Below are 25,464 nucleotides of genomic sequence, written 5' to 3'. Positions count from 1 at the left end.
CCTCTCTGGTCTCGTCGGACCGGCGAGCCGGTCCAAGGTCTCCTAGTACAACACGGAATCACCGGCTCCGTGAAGAGCTGTTCTTCCGTGCCGGAAGGCTATGAGGCAACTCCCGGCGATCGCAAACCATTTTCCGAGAACTTTTTTTCCGGGTCCCGTCAGGACTCCTCGGCGGGCTCGCCGGCGGGCTCCCGGCCCGCGCAGAGATCCAGGACATCGGCGCCATATCGGTCGAGCTTGCGCTTGCCCACACCCGAAATGACCGACAGTTCCTGCTCGTTGTCCGGCGCGGCCTCGGCGATGGCGATCAGCGTCTTGTCGGTGAAGACGCAGTACGCGGGCTGTCCGAGCTGCTGTGCCTGGACCGCGCGCCAGTCGCGCAGCCGCTCGTAGAGCCCCTCGTCCATGTCCGACGGGCAGTCCTCGCAGCGCATCAGCTTGAGCTCGCCGGCGTCCGTCAGCGTCCGCCCGCAGACCCGGCAGCGCACCGGTCCGCGGCGCCGCCGCCGGGCGGCCCCGCCCCGCTCCGCGCCACCGCGCTCCACCCCGCCCTGCGACACCACCCCGGCGCCGCCCCCGCGCCCGGAGCCCGGCCGCAGGCCGGTCAGGAAGCGGCTCGGGCGCCGTGAGGCCCGCCCGCCGGGCGAGCGGGACAGCGCCCAGGACAGCGACAGGTGCACGCGCGCCCGGGTGATGCCGACGTAGAGCAGCCGGCGCTCCTCCTCGATCTGCTCGGGCGTCTTGGCGTACGTGATCGGCAGCATGCCCTCCGTGAGCCCCACCAGGAACACCGCGTCCCACTCCAGGCCCTTCGCGGCGTGCAGTGAGGCGAGCGTCACACCCTCGACCGTCGGCGCGTGCTGCGCCGCCGCGCGCTCCGCCAGCTCCTCGACCAGATCCCCGAGCGCCGCACCCGGCCGGGCCCGCGCGAAGTCCTCGGCCAGCCGCATCAGCGCGGCCAGGGACTCCCAGCGGTCCCGCGCCGCGCCCCTGCCGGCCGGCGCCTCCGCGGACCAGCCCATCGTCCCCAGCACGGCCCGCACCTGCGCGGCCAGGTCGCCGTCCCGGCCGGCCTCGTCCAGCATCGCGTCGTTCTTGCCGGCCACCGCCGCCCCGCGCAGCTTGACCCCCGCCTCGCGCACCTCGGGGCGCTCGAAGAACCGCTCGGCACCGCGCATCTGGTACGGCACGGAGCGGTCGGCGAGCGCCTGCTCGTAGACCTCCGACTGGGCGTTGATCCGGTAGAGCACGGCGATGGAGCTGGGCGCCACGCCCGCGTCGATGAGCCGGCGGATGTGCCGGGCGGTGCCCTCGGCCTCGGCGGGCTCGTCCGCGTACTCCGCGAAGGCCGGCTCCGGACCCGCGTCGCGCTGCGCGACCAGCTCCAGCCGGGCGGCGGCGGCCCGGCCGGTGGCCTGGGCCAGGACGCCGTTGGCCAGGTGGACGACCTGGGGTGTGGAGCGGTAGTCCCGGACCAGCTTGACGACCGTGGCGTCCGGGTGCCGGGTGCGGAAGTCGAGCAGGTGGTCGGGGGTGGCGCCGGTGAAGGAGTAGATCGTCTGGCTGGCGTCGCCGACGACGCACAGGCTGTCCCGGCCGCCGAGCCACAGTTCGAGCAGGCGCTGCTGGAGGGGGCTGACGTCCTGGTACTCGTCGACGACGAAGTGCTGATACTGCCGGTGCACCTGCTCGGCGATGTCCGGGCGGTCCTGGAGCACGCCCACGGTGAGCAGCAGGACGTCCTCGAAGTCGATGACGCCGCGGTCGCGCTTCAACTGCTCGTATCCCCGGTAGATCCCGGCGATCTCGGCGGGGTCGCGCGGGGCGTCGCGGCCGGTCTTGGCGAGCGCCGCGGCGTAGTCCTCGGGGGCGGTCTGGGTGACCTTCGCCCACTCCAGCTCGCCGGTGACGTCCCGCAGCTCGTTGCGATCGAGCCGGACGCGGGCGCGTGCCGCCGCCTCCGCGACCAACTGGACCTTGCGCTCCAGCAGCCGCGGCAGCTCTCCGCCGACGGCCCGCGGCCAGAAATACTGCAACTGCCGCAGCGCGGCGGAGTGGAACGTCCGCGCCTGCACGCCCGGGGCGCCGAGTTGCCGCAGCCGGCCGCGCATCTCGCCGGCCGCCCGGTTCGTGAACGTGACGGCCAGCACACTTCCCGGCTGCAGCACGCCGGCCCGCACCCCGTACGCGATGCGGTGGGTGATCGCGCGGGTCTTGCCCGTGCCGGCGCCGGCCAGCACGCACACCGGGCCGCGCAGCGCCGTGGCCACCTCGCGCTGCTCCGGGTCGAGCCCGGCCAGCACCGCGTCCGCCGAGCCCGGGACGGCGGGGAACTCAGTGGGCTCCGTGGACAGGGAGGGCTGCGAGGACGACGGGGGCTGCGGTGCTGCTGTCACCCCGCCATGCTGCCAGGTCTCCCGGGAGGGGTGTGCCGGTTGTCCACAGGCCCCGCGTGCGGGGCCTGTTATCCACAGATGCCGGGCGGGACTACGGGAATGGCGGCGTCCCCGGGTACGTTCACCCTCCGGACAGATCACGCCGCGACCCGGCCGACCCCCAAAGGAGCGCAGCGACATGGCGGGCACCGTCACGATGTACAGCACCACCTGGTGCGGCTACTGCCGTCGGCTGAAGAGCCAGATGGACCGCGAGGGCATCGCGTTCGAGGAGATCAACATCGAGCAGGACCCGGACTCCGCCGCCTACGTCGAGAGCGTGAACAACGGCAACCAGCTCGTGCCCACCGTCGTCGTGGTTCCGCGGCAGGGCGGCGAGTCCGTCGCCATGCCGAACCCCTCGCTGGCCCAGGTCAAGGCCGCCCTCGGCGCCTGACCACAGGCGCCGGCCCGGCCCGCGGGCCGGCGCCCGGCATCAGCCCGCAGGCCGCTGCCGGCGGGCCCGCGGCGGCCGTCAGCCCGGCCGCCGCGGCAGATCCGAGCCGTACCACAGCTCGATCAGCCGCCCGGCGATCGAGATGCCGTACGGCGGCAGCACCTCGCCCGTCTCGTACGCCGCGCCCAGCTCCTCGCGGGAGAACCAGCGCGCCTCGTGCAGCTCCTCGCCGTCCACCCGGATCTCCGCGCCCTTGGCGTCCGCCGCACGTGCGAGGAAGCCCACCATGAGGCTCGACGGGAACGGCCACGGCTGGCTGGCCACGTACTCCACGTCGCCGACCACGACCCCCGCCTCCTCGAAGACCTCCCGGCGCACCGCGTGCTCCAGCGACTCGCCGGGCTCGACGAAGCCCGCGAGCGTCGAGAAGCGCCCCTCCGGCCAGTGCACCTGGCGGCCCAGCAGGATCCGGTCCTCCGGGTCCGTCACGGCCATGATCACGGCGGGGTCCGTCCGCGGATAGTGCTCCGCGCCGCACGCCGGGCAGCGGCGGATGTGGCCCGCGGCGGCGATGACCGTACGCTCGCCGCAGCGCGAGCAGAAGCGGTGCAGCCGCTGCCAGTTCTCCAGCGCGACGGCGTGCACCATCAGCCCGGCGTCCTGCTCCGACAGCAGCAGCCCCGCCTCGCGCAGCCCCGCGGCGCGCGCGGTGTCGTCCATGCGGCCGGGCAGCGAGTCCTTCTGCAACGCGAAGTAGCGCACGCCGCCGGAGTCGGTGCCCAGGAAGTAGCGGTGCTGCTCGGTCGGCGGGGCCTCGAAGGCCGGCGTGGTGACCAGCTCCGTGCCGCCGTCGGCGGTGTCGTCGATGAGCACCTGGCCTTCGCAGACCACGAAGACACGGGTCGTCGGATGGCTCCAGGCCGCGGCCAGCCACGCCTCGTCGATGCGGTGGTGGGCGGCGCGGTCGACGCCGCTGTCCGCCGTGAAGGAGACCGGCCGAAAGGCCGCCCGGTCGATGCCCGTGGTCACTGCTGCTCCCCTTCCGCCGCGCCGCACACGGCCCCCGCGCGCTCGTCCCGCAGGTACGCGGAAGGGTCGGCGACGCTGCCGGGGGTGGTGCTCATGCCCCCGAGCCTAATCCGTCCGGCCGGACAGCAGGGCCTCAAGCTCCGCTCTGCCCGGCAGTGTGGCCGGACGCACGATCTCCCCGGTGCGTACGTACAGGAAGGCGGCGGTGACGTCGGCGAGCGGCAGCCGCTCCTGCTCGGCCCAGGCGAGCCGGTAGACGGCGAGCTGGAGGGGGTCCGCGCTGCCGCTGCGGCCGGTCTTCCAGTCGACGATCTCGTAGCCGCCGCCGGGGCCGCGGTAGACGGCGTCGATGCGGCCGCGGACGAGGCGGCCGGCGAGGCTGAGCTGGAAGGGGGCTTCCAGCCGGTAGGGGGTGCGCCGGGCGTACGGGGACCGCTCGAAGGACTCCTTGAGGGCGGCCAGCTCGCGTTCGTCGGCGATCTCCGGCGCGTCCTCCTCGCCGCCGGGCAGCTCGTCGGGGCCGAGCATGGGCAGCGGCAGCGCCTCGAACCGCGACTCGACCCACGCGTGGAACCGCGTCCCGCGCCGCGCGGCGGGCATCGGCGGGCGGGGCATGGGCCGGGCCAGCTCCTGTGTGAACGCCTCGGCGTCGGCGGCGAGCCGCAAAAGCTGCGAAGCGGTGAGGGAGGCGGGCAGGGTGACGTCCCGGACGGGCTGCCGGGCGGCGAGCAGTTCGGCTTCGAGGGCGTCGATGTCCCGGTCCCAGGACTCGACGGTCCGCACGTCGGCGGGCCCGAGGGGGTGGGGCCGAGCGCCGTCGGGGTCGGTGCCCGGGGAGTGCTCGTCCGCCGCCGCCCGGCGGGTCAGTGCCGCCTCCACCGCCGCCGCCGCCTCCCGGCGGCGGGCCGTCGCGGCCGGGGCCAGCGGGAGGGGCCACGCGCGTTCCGCGGCGTGCTCCGCCAGGGCCGGGTTCTCCGCCTCCTTCGGGGGTTCCGGGGCCCACTCCTCGACCTCTCCGCCACCGCTTTCGCAGTGTTCCCGCAGCGCGTGCAGGAACGCAGACGGGCCCCGCGCCTCCTTCTGCGTCGGCCCCCACCAGTGCCCCGAGCCCAGGAGCAGCGACCGGGGGCGCGTCACCGTGACGTACCCGAGGCGCAGCTCCTCCACCTCCTGGTGCTCCCGCATCGCTGCCCTGAAGTCCTTCAGCCCGCGCGCCGTCCACTCCGCCACGTCCGGCAGCGTCTCCGCGTCGCCCCGCAGCGCGTGCGGCAGCACCTTGCCCTGCGTGACCCACGACTCGCGCGGCTGCCGGCTCGGGAAGTGCTTCTCCACCAGCCCCGGCACCACCACGACGTCCCACTCCAGGCCCTTCGCCTTGTGCGCCGTGAGCACCTTGACCGTGTCCCGCCCGTCGCCCGGCAGCGAACTGTCGAGCCCCTTCTCGTACTGCGCCGCCGTCCGCAGGAAGCCCAGGAACGCCAGCAGCGTCGCCTCGCCGTCGAGGGCGGCCGACGAGGCGTAGTCGGCGGCCACGTCGAGGAAGCGCGACAGCGTCTCGCGCCGCCGCGCCGCCAGCGCGTGCGGCGACGCGGACAGCTCGACCTCCAGGCCCGTCACCCCGAGCACCCGGTGCAGCACGTCCATCAGCGGGTCCGCCAGCGACCGCCGCAGGTCCCGCAGCTCCGTCGCCAGCCGGCCGAACCGCTTGCGCGCCGCCGCACCGAACGGCAGCCCGTCGTCGGGCTGCCGCGCCTCCAGGAACGTGTCCAGTGCGTCGGCGAGGGACGCCACCTCCGCCGGGTCGACGCCCTCGACGGCCTGCGCCAGCCGCTCGTCGGCGTCCGGTTCGCCCTCCGTACGCGCCGTGGCCACCAGCAGCCGCGCGCGGCGCCCCAGCAGCGCCAGGTCGCGGGCGCCGATGCGCCACCGCGGACCGGTCAGCAGGCGCACGAGCGCGGCGTTGGCGGTCGGGTCCTGGAGCACCTCGCACATCGCCACCAGGTCCGCGACCTCCGGCAGATCCAGCAGCCCGGCGAGACCCACGACCTCCACGGGAACGTCCCGGGCGACCAGCGCCGCCTGGATGTCGCCGAAGTCGCCCGCGGTGCGGCACAGGACGGCGACGTCGCCGGGGGCCGTGCCCGTACGCACCAGATGCGCCACCGAGTCCGCCAGCCACTCCAGCTCCGCCCCGTACGTCGGCAGCAGCGCGCAGCGCACCGTGCCGTGCCGCTCCGCGCCCGCGGCGGGGCGCAGCGCCTCGACGCCGACGTGGCGTTCGCGCAGGGGGGCGGCGAGGCCGTTGGCGAGTTCGAGCAGGCGGCCGCCGCTGCGGCGGTTCTCACTGAGCGCCTGGCGGCGCGCGGGGGTGCCGTCGGCGTACGGGAAGTGGGCGGGGAAGTCGTCCAGGTTGGCGACGGACGCGCCGCGCCAGCCGTAGATCGCCTGGCAGGGGTCGCCGACGGCGGTCACCGCGTGTCCCGTACCGCCGCCGAACAGCCCGGCCAGCAGCCGCCGCTGGGCGACGGAGGTGTCCTGGTACTCGTCCAGCAGCACCACCCGGCACTCCTCGCGCAGCAGCCGCCCGACGGCCGGGTGGTCCTCGGCGAGCAGCGCGGAGTGGGCGATCTGGTCACCGAAGTCGAGCAGATCGCGGCGGCGCTTCTCGCGCCGGTAGGCCCGTACGAGATGCAGCAGCTCCAGCCGGGCCTGCGCGGCCCTGGGGGCCTTGCGCAGCTCGTCGTTGGTGAGCCGGATCCGGTCGAGGCCGTCGAGCTGCGCGGCGCCGAAGTCCGCCAGCGCGTCGGGCTCCACGAGGTGTTCCGCCAGCTCGGCGTCGAGCGCGAGGAGTTCGCTGACGAGGGTGGGCAGGGACTTCGTCAGCGCGGGGTACGGGCCGGGGGCGGTGCGCAGGACGTGGGCGGCGAGCTGGTAGCGGGTGGCGTCGGCGAGGAGGCGGGCGCCGGGTTCGAGGCCGATGCGCAGGCCGTGGTCCTTGAGCAGCTGGCCGGCGAAGGCGTGGTAGGTGGAGATCCGCGGCTCGCCGGGCTCCGCGGAGCCGTCGCCCGGCGCCCCGTCGCCGAACGCCCCGTCGCCGAACACCCCTGCCCCGTCCGCCCCGTCCGCCGGCGTGACCCCCGCCTGCGCCAGCGCCCGGCGCACCCGCTCCGCCAGCTCCGCCGCCGCCTTGTTCGTGAACGTCAGCCCCAGCACCTGCTCCGGCGCCACCTGACCCGTACCTACCAGCCACACCACCCGGGCCGCCATCACCGTCGTCTTGCCGGACCCCGCGCCCGCCACGATGACCTGGGGGGCGGGCGGTGCGGTGATGCACGCCGTCTGCTCCGCGGTGAAGGGGATCCCGAGGAGCTCCTTGAGCTGGTCGGGGTGGGTGATACGAGCCGGCATTCCAGCGAGCGTAGCGGCGCCCGCCGACAGCCGGGGTCGTACGGCTGCCGACGGGCGCGAGGGACGCGGGATGCGCTACGGGGCGTACGCGCCCAACTCCGGCCGGAGTTCGGCGCCCGGCCGGGCCGCGGCCCCGGGATCCGCTACGGGCTCAGCCGCCCAGCTCGTCCAGGCTGACCGCGTCGGCGGGCGCCGTGACGTCCACCTTCTCGTTGAACTCCGAGAACTCCGCCGTGCCCGGCTCGTCCCCGCCCTCCATCTCCATCTTGAGGATGTACGGCTCGCCCTCGGTGGCGATGTGGACCCGCGTGGTCTCGCCGTCCTCCTTCGCGATCAGCGTGATGGTCGGGGTGCCGCGCACCTCGCCCTCGTCACCCTTCTCGGTGTTGTCCTTCTTGTCGCCCTTGTCCTCGTCGTCCATGTCCTTGAGGACGGTGTCGAGGTCGCAGAAGGACGCGAAGTCGTCCTGGCCGGCGCCCATCTCCACCCAGCGGTCGCCCACCGTCGCCTCGATGAGCTGCGCCTGCTCCGGGCTGCCGGCGTTCTGCTCCCAGAACTTCGTGTCCGGCTTCATGTACGACGTGCCGTCGACGCGGCGGATCTCCGCGGTGGCACCCTGCGTGGTGACGGTGCCGGCGCACTCGCCGCCCTTGGTCACCGACAGCTTCATCGCCGTCGCCGCCGCCCCGGTCTGCTGGAAGTCCAGGGTCATGGACTTGGCGGAGCGCATGGCCGTCGCCGTCTCGTCCTTGATCTCCTCGGCCGACTTGCTCGCGAGACCGCTGTCCTCGCTGCCGCACGCCGAGAGGGCCGTCACACCCAGGGCCGAGACCAGCGCCGCCGCCACCACGCTCTTCCGCACAGTAAATCCTTACTCGTTGCTTACGTCTGACCGATTGGTCATACGACCACATAGAAGGCCGCGGTGTCACACCGGGTCTCACACTGTGGTCTTCACTCCACGACGTGCCGCCCCTCCGGACGGGCGCTGCACGAGCTGCGGAAAGCGCACTGTGCGCAGTGGTCGCCGGGCGTCGGCCCGAAGCGCTCGTCGAGCACCCGGGCGGCGGCGGTCGCGAGCAGCCGGGGCACCCAGTCGCCCTCCGGCGGCGGCTGCTGCTGCACCTTCGGCAGCGCGTCGCCGCCCTCCCGGACCGGCGCCCCGATCCGCAGGTGGACCAGTTCGGCGCCGCCGGACACGGTACGGTCCGCGCCGGCCGCGCCCTCCGCGACGGCGGCCTGGTACACGGCGAGCTGGGCGTGCTCGGCGACTTCGGGGCCGGTCGGCCGCGACTTGCCGGTCTTGAAGTCGACGACGTACGCGCGGCCTTCGGCGTCCTCCTCGATCCGGTCCATGGTGCCCTTGATCTGCACCTCGTACGTACCGGCCTTGAGCGTGACGTCGAAATCCCGCTCGCTGGCCACCGGGCGGCGGCCCCGCTCCAGCACGTGCCAGCGCAGAAAGCGCTCCAGGGCGGCGCGGGCGTTCCCCTTCTCCTGCGCGGACTTCCACGGGGCGTCGAAGGCGAGGCCGTCCCACACGCCGTCGAGGCGCTCCATGAGCGCGTCGAGGTCGGCGGGGGTACGGCCGGAGGCGACCTCGTCGGCGAGGGCGTGGACGACGAGGCCGAAGCCCTGGGCGGCGGACGCCGGGGTGTCGGCGCGTACCTCGCGGCCGAGGAACCACTGCAGCGCGCAGATGTCGGCCAACTGCCCCACGGCGCTGCCGGAGAGCGCGACGGGCAGGTCGCGGTCGCGCAGCGGCACCGCGTTCTCGGTCGGCTCCTCCAGGCCCCACCAGCGGTCCGGGTGCGCGGCGGGCACCAGCGGACGGCCGTCGTCGGCCGGGGCCGCCAGGCGGGCCAGCCGCTCGGCGGCGGCGGCGCGCAGGGCGTCGGACGCCTCGGGGTCGACGGTCGTCGCGCGCAGCTCGGCGACCATCGCGGCGACCGACAGGGGGCGGCGGGGGCGGCCGGTGACGTCCTTGGGGTCGACGCCCAGTTCCGCGAGGAACCGCGACGGCTGATCGCCGTCCTCCGCGGGCGCCTTCACGGCGGTGACGACGAGCCGTTCGCGGGCGCGGGTGGCGGCGACGTAGAACAGCCGGCGCTCCTCGGCGAGGATCGCGCCGGGCGGCAGCGGCTCGGCGAGGCCGTCGCGGCCGATGCGGTCCGCCTCCAGCAGGGAGCCGCGGCGGCGCAGATCGGGCCAGAGCCCCTCCTGGACCTGGGCGACGACGACGAGCCGCCACTCCAGCCCCTTGGCGCGGTGGGCCGTCATGAGGCGTACGGCGTCGGGGCCGGCGGAGTCGTCGGTGCGGCGGGTGAGGACGTCGGCGGCGATGTCCTGGGCTTCCAGCTCTTCGAGGAAGTTGAGGGCGCCGCGGCCGCCGGTGCGGTCCTCGGCGCGGGCGGCGGTCTCGAAGAGGGCGCAGACGGCGTCGAGGTCGCGGTCGGCGTTGCGCCCGGCGGGACCGCCGCGGGCGGCGGCGCGCTGCAGCCGTGCGGGCCAGGGGGTGCCGTCCCACAGCTCCCACAGCGCGGCTTCCGCGGTGCCGCCGCGGGTGAGGAGGTCGCGGGCCTTGGCCAGGAGGAGGCCGAGGCGCAGGGCGTTGCCGGCGTAGGCGCGGTCGTGGACGACGAGGCGCCGGGGCTCTGCGAGGGCCTCGGCGAGAAGGACGTCGGAGGGCCGCGGTACGGACCGCCCGGCGGCCCGCTCCTCCTCGCGGAGGGCGCGGCCGAGGCGGCGCAGGTCGGCGGCGTCCATGCCGCCGAGGGGGGAGGAGAGCAGGGTGATGGCGACGTCGGGGGGGATCCAGGATTCCGGTTCACGGTGCGGCTCGGCCGCGGGTGCGGGGGTGGCTGCGGGTGCGGGGTCGGGGCGGCGCTCGTCGGGGTTCGTCCCCGGGTCGGGTGCCGCATCTTCCGTCGCGCCGGTCGACGGCGCCTCCGGCGGGGGGTCTCCCACCCGCTCACCCGTGACCGGCATACGCGGTGGCACCGAGCCGGTGCCGGGCTCCGCGGCGTCGGCGCCCCCGCCGTCCCGCCCCGTGGGGTTCGTCCCCCCGTCAGGTGCCGCGTCTCCCGTTCCGCCGGCCGGCTGCGCCTCCGGCGCCGGGTCTTCGACCCGCCCACGCCTTACCGGCATCCGGCCGGGCGCCGCGCCGGCGTCCGGGCCCCCCTCCTCCGTTCGTCCCGCCTGCCCCGCCGCAGGCGGTGCCGCGGCGCCGGCCGTCGTTCGCAGGGCCGTCAGCAACGGCTGGACCGCCGGTTCGCGGCGCAGGGCGAGGTCGTCGCCCGCTATGTGCAGGGGGACTCCCGCCGACGTCAGGGCGCGGCGGACCGACGGGATCGTGCGGGCCCCCGCGCGGACCAGGACCGCCATCTCACGCCAGGGGACGCCCTCTTCGAGGTGCGCCCGGCGCAGGATGTCCGCGACGTTGTCCAGCTCGCCGCTCGCCGTCGGGTACGTGTACGCCTCCACCCGCCCCCCGTCGCGCACCGGCGCCAGCCCCCGGTGTGCCCGTACCGCCGCCGACGGCAGCCGCGGCAGCGGCATCCGCCGGGTGAGCAGCCGCGTCGCCGCCAGCAGCTTCGCGGCCGAGCGCCGCGACGTGCCCAGGACCGCGACCGGCGCGGGAGTGCCGTCCCGCCGCGGGAAGACCTCCGGGAACGTCAGGATCCCCCCGACGTCCGCCCCCCGGAACGCGTAGATCGACTGGTCCGGGTCGCCGAAGGCGACCAGCGTCCGGCCGCCGCCCGCCAGCGCGCGCAGCAGCCGCACCTGCGCCGCGTCCGTGTCCTGGTACTCGTCGACGAACACCGCGTCGTACCGCCCCGCCAGGTCCGCCGCCACCCGCTCCGACTCGGCCAGCAGCACCGCCCGGTGCACCAGCTCCGCGTAGTCCAGCACCCCCTGCATGTCGAGCACGTCCAGGTACTCCGCCAGGAACTCCCCCGCCGCGCCCCAGTCCGGCCGCCCCGCCGACGCCGCGAACCGGTCCAGCGCCGCCGCCCCCAGTCCCAGCTCCCGGCTGCGCGCCAGCACCGCCCGTACCTCGTCGGCGAACCCGCGTGTCGTCAGGCAGGCCCGCAGCTCCGCCGGCCAGGACACCCGCGCGCGGGGGCCGTCCGCGTCGTGGCCGGTGAGCAGTTCGCGTACGACGACGTCCTGTTCGGGACCGGACAGCAGCCGCAGCGGCTCGACGAACATCTCGGCGTCCTGGTGCGCCCGCACCAGCGCGTAGCAGTACGAGTGGAACGTGCTCGCCTGCGGCGCCGGCGCGCCGTCCAGCCGGGCCGCCATCCGGTCGCGCAACTCCACCGCAGCCTTGCGGCTGAACGTCAGCACGAGGATCCGCTCGGGGTCCGCCCCGCGCCTGATGCGCTCGGTGACGGCCTCCACCAGAGTCGTCGTCTTGCCCGTCCCCGGCCCGGCGAGCACGAGAAGCGGTCCGTTCCCGTGATGAACCACCGCGCGCTGCGCTGCGTCCGGCACAGGGGGGACCGGCCGCACGGGCGCGGTGCGGACGAGCCGGTAAGCCGGGGAGGAGACGGACAAAGTGCTCACATGTATCGCCGGTGACAGGGGACGGGATTCAGGTGCCGGTTGCCGAACCGTACTCCGTACGGGCGGCGGCCCGGGCCGTTTGGTGCCCGGTGTCGGAAGCTGTCAGATATGACCCTCGACACCGTCGCCGCTGCCGTCCCAGCGGGCGCGGCGGATGTCGATGCGCTGGTCACCCGCGGTGGTGGCACGCAGGGGCGTGCCCTCCACCCGGTAGTGCTCCAGGGCCTCGCGCTCGTGGCCCGGCAGCGGTCGGCCGTCCGCGCGCACCACGCGCCACCAGGGCACGGCGCTCCCGTAGAGCGCCATCACCCGGCCCACCTGGCGCGGCCCGCCGCGGTCTATGAACTCCGCCACATCCCCGTACGTCATCACGCGGCCCGGCGGGATGCCCTCCGCCACGGAGAGCACCCGGTCCGCATACTCGTCGAGAAGAGCCGCGTCGGGGCCTGGGGCGCCGGCGGAGGGCGTCGCGTCGTCCATCCGCCCCATCCTGCCGCAGACCGCCGACAGTCCGGCGTGGCGACCGGCAGCGGGCACACCGCCGTAAAGCACACCCGGATGCGACCATCGGAGACATGCTCGTGCCACCATCGTGCGGGCGGTGACTGGTGATACGAGACGAAGACGGGACAACTCAGGGCATGCGGCGCGACTCCGCGGCCGAGCCTCCGCCGGCAGAGCCGGCCACGGAGGCGCAGAGCCCTGCCCGCCCGGACGGTGACGAGAGCGACGAAGGGGTCGCGCGCCGCGGCCGGGTTCCGCACGTGCAGCAGGGCCCGTACGCAGCGGTGGACGCGTACGAGGCGGGGGGCGCGCGCGACGAGCGGGACGGGCAGGACGAACCGGACGAGCACGACGGGCGCGGCGGGCAGGGCCCGTACGACGAGCCGGACACCGACGACGCGCCCGGCTCCCCCGACCGTCCCCGCGGCCTCTACGACACCCCCCGCCCCCACTCCCCCGCCGCCACCCGCAACGACTCCCGCCGCCGCGCCGCCCCCGGCCCCATCGAGGGCGACGACCCCCTCCTCCCCGCCCGCGTGCACCGCCCCTCCGACCTCATGCGGCTGCTCCTCGGCGTCCTCGGCATCGCCGCCGTCCTCGGCCTGGCCGCCGTCGCGCACGCCACCACCGAGGGCCTGGAGGAGGACATCACCAAGGGCGCCGAGTACACGCCCTCGTTCGTCGTCACCCTCGGCGGCCTGACCTCCAGCATCGCCGTCCTCATCGTCCCGGTCGCCTTCGCCGTCGAACGCCTCGTCAAGCGCGACGGCCTGCGCATCGCCGACGGCGTGCTCGCCGCCGTGCTCGCGCACGGCGCCGGGCTCGCCGTCTCGCTCTGGGTCTCCGAGGCCGCCCCCGGCTCCGTGCAGGGGGCGCTGACACAGATCGCCCGCGGCGGCGAGCGCACCGACCCTGTCCACGGCTATCTCGCCCCCGTCATCGCGTACATGACCGCCGTCGGCATGGCCAGGCACGCCCGCTGGCGCGTGCTGATGTGGACGGTCCTGGTGCTCGACGGCCTCGCGGTGCTCGTCGGCGGCTACACCACCCCGTTCGCCATCGTGCTCACCGTCCTCATCGGCTGGACCGTCGCCTACGGCACGATGTACGCGGTCGGCTCCCCCAACGTCCGCCCCACCGGCCGCAACCTCCTCGCCGGACTGCGCCGCGTCGGCTTCCGCCCCGTCAGCGCGCTGGTGCCCGAGGAGCAGCCGGACCTGGAGGGCGACGGCCGCGGGCGGCGCTTCGTCGTCACGCTGGAGGACGGCCCGCCGCTGGACGTCACCGTCGTCGACCGCGAGCAGCAGGCCCAGGGCTTCTTCTACCGCGCCTGGCGCCGCCTGTCGCTGCGCGGCGTCTACCAGCGGCGCAGCATGCAGTCGCTGCGGCAGGCGCTGGAGCAGGAGGCGCTGCTCTCCTACGCCGCGATCGCCGCCGGCGCCAACGCCCCCAAGCTCATCGCCACCTCCGACCTCGGCCCCGACGCGGTCATCCTCGTCTACGAGCACACCGGCGGCCGGCCGCTGGCCACCGTCGCCGACGCGACCCTCACCGACCTGCTGATGCGCGAGAGCTGGCGGCAGGTCAAGGCGCTCCAGTCACGCCGCATCGCGCACCGCCGGCTGGACGCGGACGCCGTGCTGGTGACGCGCTCGGGCAAGGTGATCCTCACCGACCTCAGCAACGGCGACATCGCCGCGGGCGACGTCGTGCTGCGCATGGACATCGCCCAGTTGCTCACCACGTTCGCGCTGCGCGTCGGCGCCGAGCGGGCCGTCGGGGCGGCGGTGGAGGTCCTCGGCCCGGACGCGATCGCCGACGCGCTGCCGCTGCTCCAGCCGATCGCGCTGACCCGGGACACCCGCGCGGAGCTGCGCCGGCTCTCCCGCGAGCGGGCGGCGCGCGAGCGGGAGGCGGTCATTGAGGCGTCGCGGTCGCGCAAGCACCAGGCGGCCGGGGACCGCAAGAGCATGCGGGCCGCCAAGCAGGCCGAGAAGCGGGCGATCGAGGGCGCCCTCGACGAGGCCCGCGAGGAGGACGTGCTGACGCAGATCCGCCAGCACGTGCTGCTGATCCGGCCGCAGGCGCCGGTGGAGCCGGTACGGATCGAGCGGATCCGGCCGCGCACGCTCGTCAGCATCATCGCGGGCGTCTTCGCCGCGTACTTCCTGCTGACGCAGCTCACCCACGTCAAGGTCGACGACGTGCTGTCGCAGGCGAACTGGCGCTGGGCGGCGCTGGCCGCGGTCTTCTCCTCCGCCACGTACCTCGCCGCCGCGCTGTCGCTGCTGGGCTTCGTCCCCGAGCGGGTGCCGTACGGGCGCACGGTGCTGGCGCAGGTCGCCGCCTCGTTCGTCAAGCTGGTCGCCCCTGCGGCGGTCGGCGGGGTCGCGCTCAACACCCGCTTCCTGCAGAAGTCGGGCGTGCGGCCGGGCCTGGCGGTCGCGAGCGTCGGCGCCTCGCAGCTCTTCGGGCTGGGCAGCCACATCCTGCTGCTGCTGACCTTCGGCTATCTGACGGGGACCGAGCGGACGCCGTCGCTGTCCCCGTCCCGTACGGTCATCGCCGGACTGCTCGCGGCGGCGGTGCTGATCCTGATCGTCACGGCCGTACCGTTCCTGCGAAAGGCCGTCTCGTCGCGGATCCGGTCGCTCTTCGCGGGCGTGGTGCCGCGCATGCTGGACGTGCTGCAGCGCCCGCAGAAGCTCGCGGCGGGCATCGGCGGCATGGTGCTGATGACGCTGTCGTTCGTGCTCTGTCTGGACGCCTCGGTACGGGCCTTCGGCGGCGACCTCAGCTTCGCGAGCGTCGCGGTCGTCTTCCTCGCCGGCAACGCGCTGGGCTCGGCGGCCCCGACGCCGGGCGGCGTGGGCGCGGTGGAGCTGGCGCTCACGGCGGGTCTGACGGCGGCGGGGATGCCCAGCGACACGGCGCTGTCGGCGGTACTGCTGTTCCGGCTGCTGACGTTCTGGATGCCGGTGCTGCCGGGGTGGCTGTCGTTCACGCACCTGACCCGCAAGGGCGCGCTGTAGCCACGCGGCGGCAGCCCTCCGGGGACGGCTACCGGATGCGGAGCCGGGGCGGTCGCCGGGAAGGGCGCGTCAGAGGCCGACGACGTTCCAGGGGCGGATGCTCCACTCGTCCACCAGCCCGTTCGCCACGTACGGGTCCTTCCTGACGAACTCCTCGGCGGGCCCCGGGCCGTCGGTCCGCCAGACGAGCAGGCCGCGCGGCGGGGCCTCCGTCATGGCGCCGGCCATGAAGAGGTCGCCGCGCCGGTGGCACTCGCGGATGAGGTCGAGGTGGGCCTCGCGGTAGGCGTCCCGCCGCTCCAGGTAGTCGTCGACGTAGGAGTAGTCGAGGACGTAGTAGGACACGCGGCCTCCCTGGTGGCGGGGGTGAACGGTACGGGACCACCGTACTCACCCGTACGCCCCGCGCAGCGCGCGCCCGCCCGCGCCCCGCCGGACGATGGCAGTCCGCCACCGCCGAGACCGGGGAGCCGCCGTGCGGGTCACCAAGCCGACCACCGCCGTCACCGCCACCGCCGTCCTGCTGGCCGCCCTGGCCGCGGGCAGTTGCGGCATCGCGTCGTCGTCCGAGCGCGACGGCGGCCTGGAGGACGGCGCGGCGGCCGCCGGCATCCACTGGGGGGCGTGCAAGAACCTCCCCGCACCCGCGCCGGGGACGCCGGCCTCGGACACCGACTGGCAGTGCGGCACGCTCGACGTACCGCTCGACTACGACAAGCCGGACGGCGAGAAGATCGGCATCGCCATGATCCGCGCCAAGGCCACCGGGCCGCAGTCGGAGCGCATCGGCTCGCTGCTCTTCAACTTCGGCGGCCCCGGCGGCTCCGGCATCGACACCCTCCCGGGCCTGGCCACCCAGTACAAGACCCTGCACAAGCGCTACGACATCGTCAGCTTCGACCCGCGCGGCGTCGGCCGCAGCGAGGGCGTGCGCTGCCTCGGCGACCGCGCGCTCGACAAGTACTTCGCCGCCGACAACACCCCCGACGACAAGACGGAGGAGAAGGCGTACCTCGACCGGATCCACGACTTCGCCGCCGCCTGCGAGGAGAAGTCGGGCAAGGTGCTGCCCTTCGTCGGCACCGAGAACGCCGCCCGCGACATGGACCTCATGCGCGCCGCGCTCGGCGACGACAAGATGCACTACTTCGGCATCTCCTACGGCACCGAACTGGGCGCCGTCTACGCCCACCTCTTCCCCGAGCGGATCGGCCGGGCCGTGCTCGACAGCCCCGTGGACCCGACGCAGAACAGCGAGCAGCGCTCGCTGGCGCAGGCGAAGGGCTTCCAGCGGGCGCTGGAGAACTACGCCGAGAACTGCGCGCGGCAGGGCAGGAAGTGCCCCCTCGGCGACGCCGCCGCCGGCGAGGGGGCCGTCGCCACCGAAGACGTCGCGGACCTGCTGCAGCGGCTCGACGGCAACCCGATCCCGGGCACCTCGGGCCGCGATCTGACGGAGTCGCTGGCGACCGGGGGCATCGCGCAGTCCCTGTACTCCAAGCAGCTCTGGCCGCTGCTGACGCAGGGCCTGGAACAGGCCGGGGACGACGACGGCGCGACCCTGCTGCTCCTGGCCGACGCGCTCAACGGGCGCGAGCCCGACGGGCACTACTCCACGCTCCAGTCGTCCTTCCTCGCGATCGACTGCGCGGACACCAAGGACCGCTACTCGACGGAGGACATCCGCGGCCGGCTGCCTGAGTTCCGCAAGGCGTCGCCGGTCTTCGGCGACTTCATGGCCTGGGGCCTGGCGTCGTGCGACGGCTGGCCGGTGACGGGCAAGCGCTCGACGCCGCAGGTGAGCGCGAAGGGCGCGGCCAAGATGCTGGTCGTCGGCAGCACCGGCGACCCGGCGACGCCGTTCGAGGGCACGGAGCGGATGGTCGAGGCGCTCGGCGGCGACGTGGCGGTGAAGCTCACCCGCGTCGGCGAGGGGCACGGGGCGTACGGCAGCGGCAACCAGTGCACGCAGGAGGCCGTCAACACCTACCTGCTCGACGGCCGGGCCCCGCAGAACGACACGACCTGCCGGAAGTAGCCCCCGCACGCACGGGTGCCGCCGCCGGAAGGCTTTTGGCGGCGGCACCCGTGCGTCATGCGTCGTACGTCAGTAGATGGGCTTCTCCGGCTCGATCTGGTTCACCCAGCCGACCACGCCGCCGCCCACGTGCACCGCGTCGGCGAAGCCCGCCGACTTCAGCACCGCCAGGACCTCCGCGGACCGGACACCCGTCTTGCAGTGCAAGACGATCTTCTTGTCCTGCGGCAGCCCCTCCAGGGCGCTGCCCATGAGGAACTCGTCCTTCGGGACCAGCCGGGCGCCGGGGATCGAGACGATCTCGTACTCGTTGGGCTCCCGGACGTCGATGATGTCGATGTTCTCGCCGTCGTCGATCCACTCCTTGAGCTGCTTCGGAGTGATCGTGGAGCCGGCCGCGGCCTCCTGCGCCTCGTCGGAGACGACGCCGCAGAACGCCTCGTAGTCGATCAGCTCGGTGACCGTCGGGTTCTCGCCGCAGACCGCGCAGTCCGGGTCCTTGCGGACCTTGACCTGGCGGTACTGCATCTCCAGGGCGTCGTAGATCACCAGCCGGCCGACCAGCGGGTCGCCGATGCCGGCGAGCAGCTTGATGGCCTCGTTGACCTGGATCGAGCCGATCGACGCGCACAGCACGCCCAGCACGCCGCCCTCGGCGCAGCTCGGCACCATGCCGGGCGGCGGGGGCTCGGGGTACAGGCAGCGGTAGCACGGGCCGTGCTCGGCCCAGAAGACCGACGCCTGGCCGTCGAAGCGGTAGATGGAGCCCCACACGTAGGGCTTGCCGAGCAGCACGCACGCGTCGTTGACCAGGTAGCGGGTGGCGAAGTTGTCCGTGCCGTCGACGATCAGGTCGTACTCCGCGAACATCTCCATGACGTTCGAGGAGTCCAGCCGCTCCTGGTGGAGCCGCACCGTCACGTACGGGTTGATGCCCAGCACCGTGTCGCGCGCGGACTCGGCCTTGGGGCGGCCGATGTCCGCCTGGCTGTGGATGACCTGCCGCTGCAGGTTCGACTCGTCGACCTCGTCGAACTCGACGATCCCGAGCGTGCCCACACCCGCCGCCGCCATGTACATCAGCGCGGGCGAGCCGAGGCCGCCGGCGCCCACACAGAGCACCTTTGCGTTCTTCAGCCGCTTCTGGCCGGCCATCCCGACGTCCGGGATGATCAGGTGGCGCGAGTACCTGCGGACCTCGTCGACGGAGAGCTCGGGGGCGGGCTCGACCAGCGGTGGCAGCGACACGGGGACTCCGTAAGCGTGTGAGAGCACAGTGGGTCTTCCGGTAACACTGCCACGCGCCTCCTCATTCCGAGACACCCTGTCCGAGACGCGAGACGAGGTCGTCCCAGTAGCCGGGCAACGCCTCCCACCCCGGCCGGTCCGTGAAGAACACCGAGGCAGCGCCCTGCCAGCGGGCGACCCGCATCGCCTCGTCCAGATGCGTCGGCGGTACGCCGTGGACCAGGTGGCAGAACCGCTCGGCGGGGTGCTCCGCGGTCCACTCGGCGACCTGCGACCAGCGGTAGTCCGCCCACGGGCCCGCGAAGGTGACGAGCTGGTCGGCGGCCTCGGCGTAGCCGGGGTACGGGTGGGTGCCGATGCCGAGGACGACGTGGGTGCGCGGAGCCAGCGCGCCGAGCGTCGTCGCCAGCCGCCGGACCTCCGGCAGCCGGTCGCGGTCGGCGGGGCAGCGGCCGAGGTAGAAGCCGTCGACGCGGTACCACTCCAGGAACCGGTGCGCGTCGCTGATCAACTCGCCGAAGGGGCGCCGGCCGTGGCGCAGGTCGAGCCGGCCGAGGGTGCGCACCCGCGCCGACTTCAGCCGGCCCGCGGCGTCCAGGCAGTGCGGGTCGGGGCGGGCGCCGGGCCCGCCGGCGACGTCGAGCACCGCCCAGTGGACGGCTCCCGCGGCGGCGGGCCGGGTCAGCTCGCCCCACTCGACGGGGGCGACGAGGGGGTGCGCGTAGCCGGGGACGGCGAGGCGGAGGGGGGTCTCGGCCGGCTGCGGCGGGAGCTGCCACCGGCCCTCGGGCGCGGGCGGGGTGCCCGGCAGGTCCCGTAGCGCCGCGGCCGGGCCGGCCGGTGTGCCCGGCCCGTCAGGTCTCAGATGCGGCATGCCGCCTCCATCCAGATATCCGCAAGGCTCTCCTCGATTCCGATCCGGGGCCGCCAGCCGAGGCGGTCCCGCGCCGTCCGGATGTCCGCCTGCTGCCAGGCGCCGCACCCGTCCGGGTACGGATACGCCGCGGCGACCGCCGCCGGTTCCGCGCCGGGGCCTCCGTTCGTGCCGTGGCCGGGTCCGTGAGCGGGTCCGTGGCCGTGGCCCAGGGCGTGGCTCACGCCGTGCCCCGGGCCGTGGCCGCCGTGCCCGAGGCCGTGCCCGAGGCCGTGGCCGGCGCCCGCGGGCTGCGGGATCCGGCCGGTCAGCGTCGTGTCGTACTCGTGCAACTGGCCGCCGTACCCCGCGATCCGCGCCAGCGCCGCCGCCGCGTCCCGCAGCCGCACCGCGCGCCCGCCGCCGATGTTCACCACCCCCTGCGCCGCCGACAGCGACGCGGCGTGCACCGCCCGCGCCACGTCCCGTACGTCCACGAAGTCCCGCTGCGCGCCGAGCCCGCCGAGCTTCAGCTCGCCGTCGCCCTGCTGCATCACCCGGCGCAGCGCCTCCGCCAGCCGGCCGAGCGGGGAGCCCGCCGGGGTGCCGGGGCCCGCGGGCGAGAACACCCGCAGCACGATGGCGTCCAGCCCTGAGCCGAGCACCAGCTCGGTCGCGGCCAGCTTGCTCACGCCGTACGGGCCGCCGGGGCGCGGCAGCGCGTCCTCGGCCGTCGACGAGCCGGCCGGCGAGGGCCCGTACTCCGAGGCACAGCCCACGTGCACCAGCCGCGCCGAGCAACTGCTGCGCCGCATGGCCTCGCAGAGGGTGGCGACGGCGACGGTGTTGTGCCGGGTCAGGTCGCGGGCGCTGCCGCGGGTGGTGCCGGCGCAGTTGACGACGACGCCCGGGTGCACGGCGTCGAGGAACCGGGTCAGCGCGCCGGGGCTGCCGGACGACAGGTCGAACCGCACGTCGGCGTCGTCGCCGCGGCCGAGCGCGGTGAGCTGCACGGCGGGGTCCGCCAGCAGGCGGTCGGCGACGTAGCGGCCGACGAAGCCGGTGCCGCCGATGAGCAACACCCTCATCGCGCACCCCCGTCGTTCGAGGAGGGCGTGGCCAGTGGTGGTGCGGTCATCTCGTTGTGCTCCTTGCGATGAGCGGAGGCTCGGGTGAGTGCGCGGCCGGCGTACGCCAGCAGCGCGAGCGCGGCGACGCCGCAGGCGACCGCAGGCACGGCGGCCATACGGAAGCCTGCGGAGCCGGCGACCAGCAGCTCGACCGGGCGGCCGAGCAGGGCCAGCCCGGGAACCCGGGCGGCCAGGACCAGCAGCAGCGCCGTGACCTGCGCGGCGCAGGCGGCGGCGAGACCGTACGCGGCGGCCCGGGGGAAGCCGTGCACGGCGAGCAGCCGGGCGAGGAAGAGCAGCGCGCCGAGGGCGCAGACGGCGACGGCGACGGCGGGCCGGCGGGTGGTCCCGCCGAAGAGGGGTGCGGCGGCCGCGGCGGCGAGCTGCAGCGCCGCGAGGACGGCCACCACCGCGGCCACGGCGGCGGCCGGCAGCGGGCGGACCCGGGCACGGAACTCGGCCAGATCGCGGCTGTCCCGCAGGCTGCCGCGGGCCCGGGCGGCGAACCACCGGGCCACGGTCGCGGCGGGCAGCACGGCGGCGGTGAGCGCGGCGAGGGCGGCGGCGGTGGCGTACGGAACGACGGGCGCGCGGGTGACGCCGGTGGCGCCGCCGAGCAGTTCGCCGAGGAACCAGTCCCCGTAGACCGCGTACGCCAGCAACCACCCCACGGCCAGGCCGGCCGCGGGCGGCAGGCCGGGCCCGACCCTGAGCGGCCCCCGCTGCAACCCGAGCACCAGCGCGACCACGACCCAGGCGACGCCGGCGGCGGTCAGGGCCACCTGCGCCCGGCCGTGCAACCCGGCAGCGCCGAGCACGAGCAACCCGCCGCCGAGCGGCAGGAGATGGGCGAGAGGGGCGAGGGGGGCACGGGGCTCGGGGCCGCCCGGCGACGGCGGTTCGGCGCCGGGCCGCCGGGACCGTACGTACATCTCCTCGGCGAGGGAGAACACGTCCCGGTGCCGGTACCGCACGGCGGTCCGATCGGTCACGCCGTGGGCCTCCAGCCCGGCGGCGATCTCCAGCGGATCGACGGCCCGGCGGCACAGCTCCCGATGCCGGTACATGAGCCCCCGCACGGGATCGGCGGACCCGCGCCGCGGCCGGACTGCCGGCGCCGCGGGGTCGGCCGGGGCCCCGGCACGGGAAGCAGCCCTGCTCGCGGCGGACGGTGCCGGTGCCGGTGCCGCACGCTGCGTCGCGGCGGCGGGCTCCCCCGGCCCGCCTCCGGCGGGGGGCGGCGGGGCGGGGGCGCCGGGGGTGCCGGAGTGGAGGGACGTGACGGCGGGGGGTGTGGGGGCCGGGCCGAAAGCTTCCTCCAGGGCTTCCGCCAGGTCTTCCGCCGGTGTGGGCGGCGACGGCTCCCGCGTCTGCGGCTCCGAGGCCGCTCTCGGGCCGTCCGTCATCGGCCGGCCTCCTTGAGCACCGGGCCCGGGTCCGGCGCCGGTGCGCCCGCCAGATACGCCTCCGGAGGGTGCGCGAAGGGGTGCGGGGTGGCGCGGGCCGCGGTGCGGGCCGGGCCGTGGGAGGCCAGCTCCAGGTAGATGCCGCCGAACGCGCCCACGTTCTGCTCCGCCGTGAACAGCTCCACCGCCCGTGCCCGCGCCGCCGCGCCCAGCCGCGCGCGGCGCGCCGGGTCGCGGAGCAGCGCCAGGCAGGCGTCCGCCAGCGCCCGCGGGTTCCGCGGCGGGACCACGAGGCCCGTACCGCCGATGACCTCCCGTACCGCGCCGACGTCCGTCGACACCGTCGCCCGGCCGCAGAGCATCGCCTCGACCAGGCCCACCGGGAAGCCCGCCACGATGCTGGAGAGCACCGCCACCCCGCCCGTCGTGTACGCCGCCGCCCGGTCCGGCAGCACGGGGTCGCCGATCTCCTCGAACGACACCGGGCCGGCGCCGACCGCGTGCGCGTCGGCGCCCTCGTCGGGGAAGAGGTGGGCGGCCAGCGCGCGGCAGTGGTCGCGGTAGCCCGCGTGGGCGGCGGCCGGAGGACCCGTCTCCGCCACGACGAGGCGGGCTGCCGGCTTCTCCCTGCGGATCTCCGCGAACGCGTGCAGCAGCCCGACGAGATCCCCGGCGGGCTCTATCCGGCCGGCCCAGACCAGGGTCCTGTCGTCGCCGGACACCGGCGAGTCGTCCACGTCGGCGAACCGCGCCGCGTCCATGCCCGGGTACACCGTCCGCAGCCTGTGCCCCTCCGCGCCCAGGCGCAGCGCCCAGCGCCGCGCGTGCGCGTTGCCCGGGGTCACGAGCGCGGCCTTGTCGTACGCCTCGGCCGCCAGCCGGCGGTGGAAGGCCGTCACCAGTGCCCGTACGGTCACCGTCCCGCCGGCGTACGCCCCCCGACCGCTCTCCAGGTAGTGCCGCCGCAGCCGCACCCCGTACTCCGTCACCAGCAGCGGCGTGCCGAAGAACCGCCGCGCCAGCAGCCCCGGGAGCGCAGCGGGGCCGCCGGACAGCGCGTGGCACAGGTCGGCGTCCGCCAGCCCGGTCCCGCCGTCCCCGTACCACTCGGCTCCCAACGGCCGCAGTGCCCGGTCCAGATGCCCCGCCACCGCCAGCAGCTCCGCGACGCGCGCCCCCTGCACCACCGGATGTGCACCCGGCGCCCGGCAGGCCCGCTCCAGGATCCGCACCGCCTGCTCCGCACGCAGCGCGCGTCCCGGCCCGCCCGCGTCCCTGGCCAGCTCCGCCAGCCCGTACAGCCCGGAAGCGAAACGGTCCTGCCCGGACTCCCGCCCGGGCTCCTCCCCGGCGCCCCCTGCCGCCAGCGCGCCCGCCAACTCCGTGAAGTGCTCGGCGAACCGGCGCCGCTCCGCGCGCCCGTAGCGGCGTTCACCCGGCGCCGGGCGCCACAGCGGCGCGACATGCACCGCCCGCACCTGCGGCGGCAGCGGCACGAGCCCCGACGCCTCCTGCGCCGCATCGACCGCAAACGCGAAAACGTCGAACTCGTGGTGCGCAAGCCCGCGTACGAGCCGGTCGCACCACCCCGGCGACTCGCCCGCGGCAAACGGGAACCCGCCCTCCGCGAGAAGGCCGATGCGCAACGAGAACACCCCCGAACCTGCTGTGGCTCCGTCCAGTGGGAGGACCGTACGCACGCCGCGGGGCAGCGCGACGGACGGTTGTCCGTCGCACCACCGGAAGGGGTGAATACCCGTGACTATTCGGGGTGTGGGGCGTTTTGCCCGCTCCCGTCACTCCGCCGGAGTCAGTCGCGGGGGAACGGCCAGGGGTTGGGCTTGCAGGTGGCGCCGTCCGTCGACAGGTACTTCGTCTGCTGCATCATCACCGGCGCCAGCGCGCCGTCCTGCGCGCAGCCGACGTGCCCGTTCCCGAGCCGGTGGCCGACCTCGTGGTTGATGAGCATCTGCCGGTAGGCGTGGATGTCGTCGCCGTAGGTCTCCGAACCCTGCGCCCACCGGAAGGCGTTGATCATCACGCGCTCGGTGGCGGCGGAGTCGCAGGACACGTCCTCGTCGCTGGTGTCGAGACCCGACTTGGCGCACCACTCGTCCGTGGTCCCGGGGCTCGCCAGGGTGATGACGAACCGGGACTCCTCGTCCGGGCCCACGCGCTCGAAGGTGCGATCGCCCCGGCCGCCCCAACTGCGCTCGTCGTTGAGCGTCTTGTGCACGGCGGCCGCGAACAGCTCGCCGTCGAGGGGCAGTCCCTCCTCGACGTCCACCCGGTACCTGACGACCTCGCCGCGGCCGGGCGCCTTGTCGCCGCCGGGGACGGCGGTGAGCTTGCCGGAGGCGGTGAGATTGCGGCTGAGGGGGTACGTGGCCGCCATCTTCTCGGTGTACGTGGCGGGCACGGCCCGCGCGTCCCGGTCGGCGTCGCCCGAGTCGTCGGCGTCGTCCGAGTCGTCGGAGCCCGCAGGGTCGTCGCGGTCGCCGGAGCGGGAGGCGGCGTCGTCGGCGCCGGCACGCTGCTTGCGCGCGTCGGACGCCGCGGCGTCGGCCCGCTTGGCGCGGCCGTCGGAGACCTGGCCGGCGATGGCGGCGGCGAGCGCGCAGGTCACGACGGCGGCGGCGACGCCGGTGGCGACGCGGCCGCGGTTGGTCGTGCGCTGCCGGGGGCGGCGGTGGCTGCCGCCGATGGACTGCAGGGCGGCGGAGTCGTCGGGCGGTCCGTCGTCGTCGCCGGGCGGCGGCCGGCCGCGGTCGTCGTCGGCGGGGGACGGCCCGGGCACGTCGCGGGAGCGCACGGCGGGACCGGCGGTGCGGCCGGGTCCGGGCCCGTCGAAGGCGTCGAGGTAGTCCTGTCGTACGGGCGTGGGCGTGGCCGCGACGGTGGCGGCGCCGAGCCCGCGCCCGGGCTGCTCGTACGGCGGCGAGCCCCACCCGCCGCCGGGCTCCCGGTGCTCGGGGTGCCCGAGGGGGCGCTCGCCGGTGTCGTCCGTGGGAGCCGTACGGCGCGCGCGCGGCATCCCGTGCGCGGGCGGCGGCCCGCCGGGCCCGGCGACCTGCCGCACCGACCCGGTGTCGGTGACCCGGGGCGTCGGCCCGGTGTCGGTGACCCGCGGAATCGGCCCGGTCCCGGAGACCCGCGGAATCGGCCCGGTGCCGCCGGCCCGCGGAAGGGGCCCCGTATCGCAGACCCGCGGCATCGGCCCGGTCCCGGCGCCTCTCGGCATCGGCCCCGGCCCGCCGGGCCGCGGGATCGGCCCCGTGTCGGAGACCCGCGGCACCGGACCCGTATCGCCGAACCGCGGCATTGCGCCCGTGCCCGAGACGGTCCGTCCGTCCCCCGGCACCCGCGGCACCGGACCGGTGTCGGAAATCCGCGGCACCGGCCCCGTGTCCGTCAC

16 protein-coding genes are annotated in these 25,464 nt (G+C 75.3%); 3 read left to right on the top strand and 13 right to left on the bottom strand.

Annotation, left to right across the window (positions count from 1 at the left end):
* Positions 1 to 158: 158 nt before the first annotated feature.
* Positions 159 to 2,396 (bottom strand): ATP-dependent DNA helicase UvrD2, encoded by a 2,238-nt coding sequence (locus tag ABGA99_RS07210; RefSeq protein WP_347582335.1) that lies wholly within the window; start codon positions 2,394 to 2,396, stop codon positions 159 to 161.
* A 178-nt stretch (positions 2,397 to 2,574) separates the two neighbouring features.
* Here ABGA99_RS07210 and ABGA99_RS07205 point away from each other — a divergent pair, with 178 nt between their 5' ends.
* Complete coding sequence (locus ABGA99_RS07205) at positions 2,575 to 2,832, top strand: mycoredoxin (RefSeq protein ID WP_347576180.1); 258 nt, start codon at positions 2,575 to 2,577, stop codon at positions 2,830 to 2,832.
* A 78-nt stretch (positions 2,833 to 2,910) separates the two neighbouring features.
* On the opposite strand, the gene nudC is transcribed toward ABGA99_RS07205, so the two are convergent.
* The 5 genes from nudC to ABGA99_RS07180 form a co-directional block, all read right to left on the bottom strand.
* Entirely contained in the window at positions 2,911 to 3,861 is a 951-nt protein-coding gene (gene nudC / locus ABGA99_RS07200; protein WP_347576181.1) for an NAD(+) diphosphatase, read from the bottom strand.
* A 105-nt stretch (positions 3,862 to 3,966) separates the two neighbouring features.
* Positions 3,967 to 7,269 carry an ATP-dependent DNA helicase gene (locus ABGA99_RS07195; RefSeq protein ID WP_347576182.1) on the bottom strand — a complete coding sequence of 1,101 codons (3,303 nt, stop codon included), beginning with the start codon at positions 7,267 to 7,269 and terminating at the stop codon, positions 3,967 to 3,969.
* Between the two features lie 151 nt (positions 7,270 to 7,420).
* The gene (locus ABGA99_RS07190; protein ID WP_347576183.1) at positions 7,421 to 8,131 is read right to left on the bottom strand and encodes a hypothetical protein; all 711 of its coding nucleotides are present in this window, start codon (positions 8,129 to 8,131) and stop codon (positions 7,421 to 7,423) included.
* Positions 8,132 to 8,223: 92 nt separating this feature from the next.
* Positions 8,224 to 11,766, bottom strand: a complete 3,543-nt coding sequence (locus ABGA99_RS07185; protein ID WP_347582334.1) for a UvrD-helicase domain-containing protein — start codon at positions 11,764 to 11,766, stop codon at positions 8,224 to 8,226.
* A gap of 174 nt (positions 11,767 to 11,940) precedes the next feature.
* Complete coding sequence (locus ABGA99_RS07180; RefSeq protein WP_347576185.1) at positions 11,941 to 12,318, bottom strand: MGMT family protein; 378 nt, start codon at positions 12,316 to 12,318, stop codon at positions 11,941 to 11,943.
* Between the two features lie 161 nt (positions 12,319 to 12,479).
* Between ABGA99_RS07180 and ABGA99_RS07175 the strand changes: the two genes are divergently transcribed.
* Entirely contained in the window at positions 12,480 to 15,374 is a 2,895-nt protein-coding gene (locus ABGA99_RS07175; RefSeq protein ID WP_347582333.1) for a flippase-like domain-containing protein, read from the top strand.
* 69 nt (positions 15,375 to 15,443) lie between these two features.
* On the opposite strand, the gene ABGA99_RS07170 is transcribed toward ABGA99_RS07175, so the two are convergent.
* Complete coding sequence (locus tag ABGA99_RS07170) at positions 15,444 to 15,719, bottom strand: YciI family protein (RefSeq protein WP_347576186.1); 276 nt, start codon at positions 15,717 to 15,719, stop codon at positions 15,444 to 15,446.
* A gap of 130 nt (positions 15,720 to 15,849) precedes the next feature.
* Here ABGA99_RS07170 and ABGA99_RS07165 point away from each other — a divergent pair, with 130 nt between their 5' ends.
* On the top strand, positions 15,850 to 17,412 hold the full coding sequence (locus ABGA99_RS07165) for an alpha/beta hydrolase (protein WP_347582332.1): 1,563 nt from the start codon (positions 15,850 to 15,852) through the stop codon (positions 17,410 to 17,412).
* Between the two features lie 69 nt (positions 17,413 to 17,481).
* Here ABGA99_RS07165 and moeZ read toward each other — a convergent pair whose 3' ends face one another.
* The 6 genes from moeZ to ABGA99_RS07135 form a co-directional block, all read right to left on the bottom strand.
* Positions 17,482 to 18,660, bottom strand: coding sequence for an adenylyltransferase/sulfurtransferase MoeZ (gene moeZ, locus ABGA99_RS07160; RefSeq protein WP_347576188.1), 1,179 nt, complete (start codon positions 18,658 to 18,660; stop codon positions 17,482 to 17,484).
* A 61-nt stretch (positions 18,661 to 18,721) separates the two neighbouring features.
* Positions 18,722 to 19,534: a spherulation-specific family 4 protein gene (locus ABGA99_RS07155; protein WP_347576189.1), complete on the bottom strand. Its 813-nt coding sequence runs from the start codon at positions 19,532 to 19,534 to the stop codon at positions 18,722 to 18,724.
* On the bottom strand, positions 19,522 to 20,601 hold the full coding sequence (locus ABGA99_RS07150; protein WP_347582331.1) for an NAD-dependent epimerase/dehydratase family protein: 1,080 nt from the start codon (positions 20,599 to 20,601) through the stop codon (positions 19,522 to 19,524). Before ABGA99_RS07150 ends, ABGA99_RS07155 begins: the two co-directional genes overlap by 13 nt.
* On the bottom strand, positions 20,598 to 21,710 hold the full coding sequence (locus tag ABGA99_RS07145; protein ID WP_347582330.1) for a hypothetical protein: 1,113 nt from the start codon (positions 21,708 to 21,710) through the stop codon (positions 20,598 to 20,600). Before ABGA99_RS07145 ends, ABGA99_RS07150 begins: the two co-directional genes overlap by 4 nt.
* Before the next feature lie 335 nt (positions 21,711 to 22,045).
* Positions 22,046 to 23,704 (bottom strand): DUF3492 domain-containing protein, encoded by a 1,659-nt coding sequence (locus ABGA99_RS07140; protein ID WP_347582329.1) that lies wholly within the window; start codon positions 23,702 to 23,704, stop codon positions 22,046 to 22,048.
* Between the two features lie 155 nt (positions 23,705 to 23,859).
* Positions 23,860 to 25,128 carry a DUF3152 domain-containing protein gene (locus tag ABGA99_RS07135; protein ID WP_347582328.1) on the bottom strand — a complete coding sequence of 423 codons (1,269 nt, stop codon included), beginning with the start codon at positions 25,126 to 25,128 and terminating at the stop codon, positions 23,860 to 23,862.
* Between the last annotated feature and the right edge of the window lie 336 nt (positions 25,129 to 25,464).

The sequence above is a fragment of the Streptomyces sp. B5E4 genome, from assembly GCF_039871555.1.
Taxonomy (GTDB): domain Bacteria; phylum Actinomycetota; class Actinomycetes; order Streptomycetales; family Streptomycetaceae; genus Streptomyces.
Note: the sequence above shows the minus strand (reverse complement) of the source record. Positions and strands in the feature narration are given on the sequence as shown.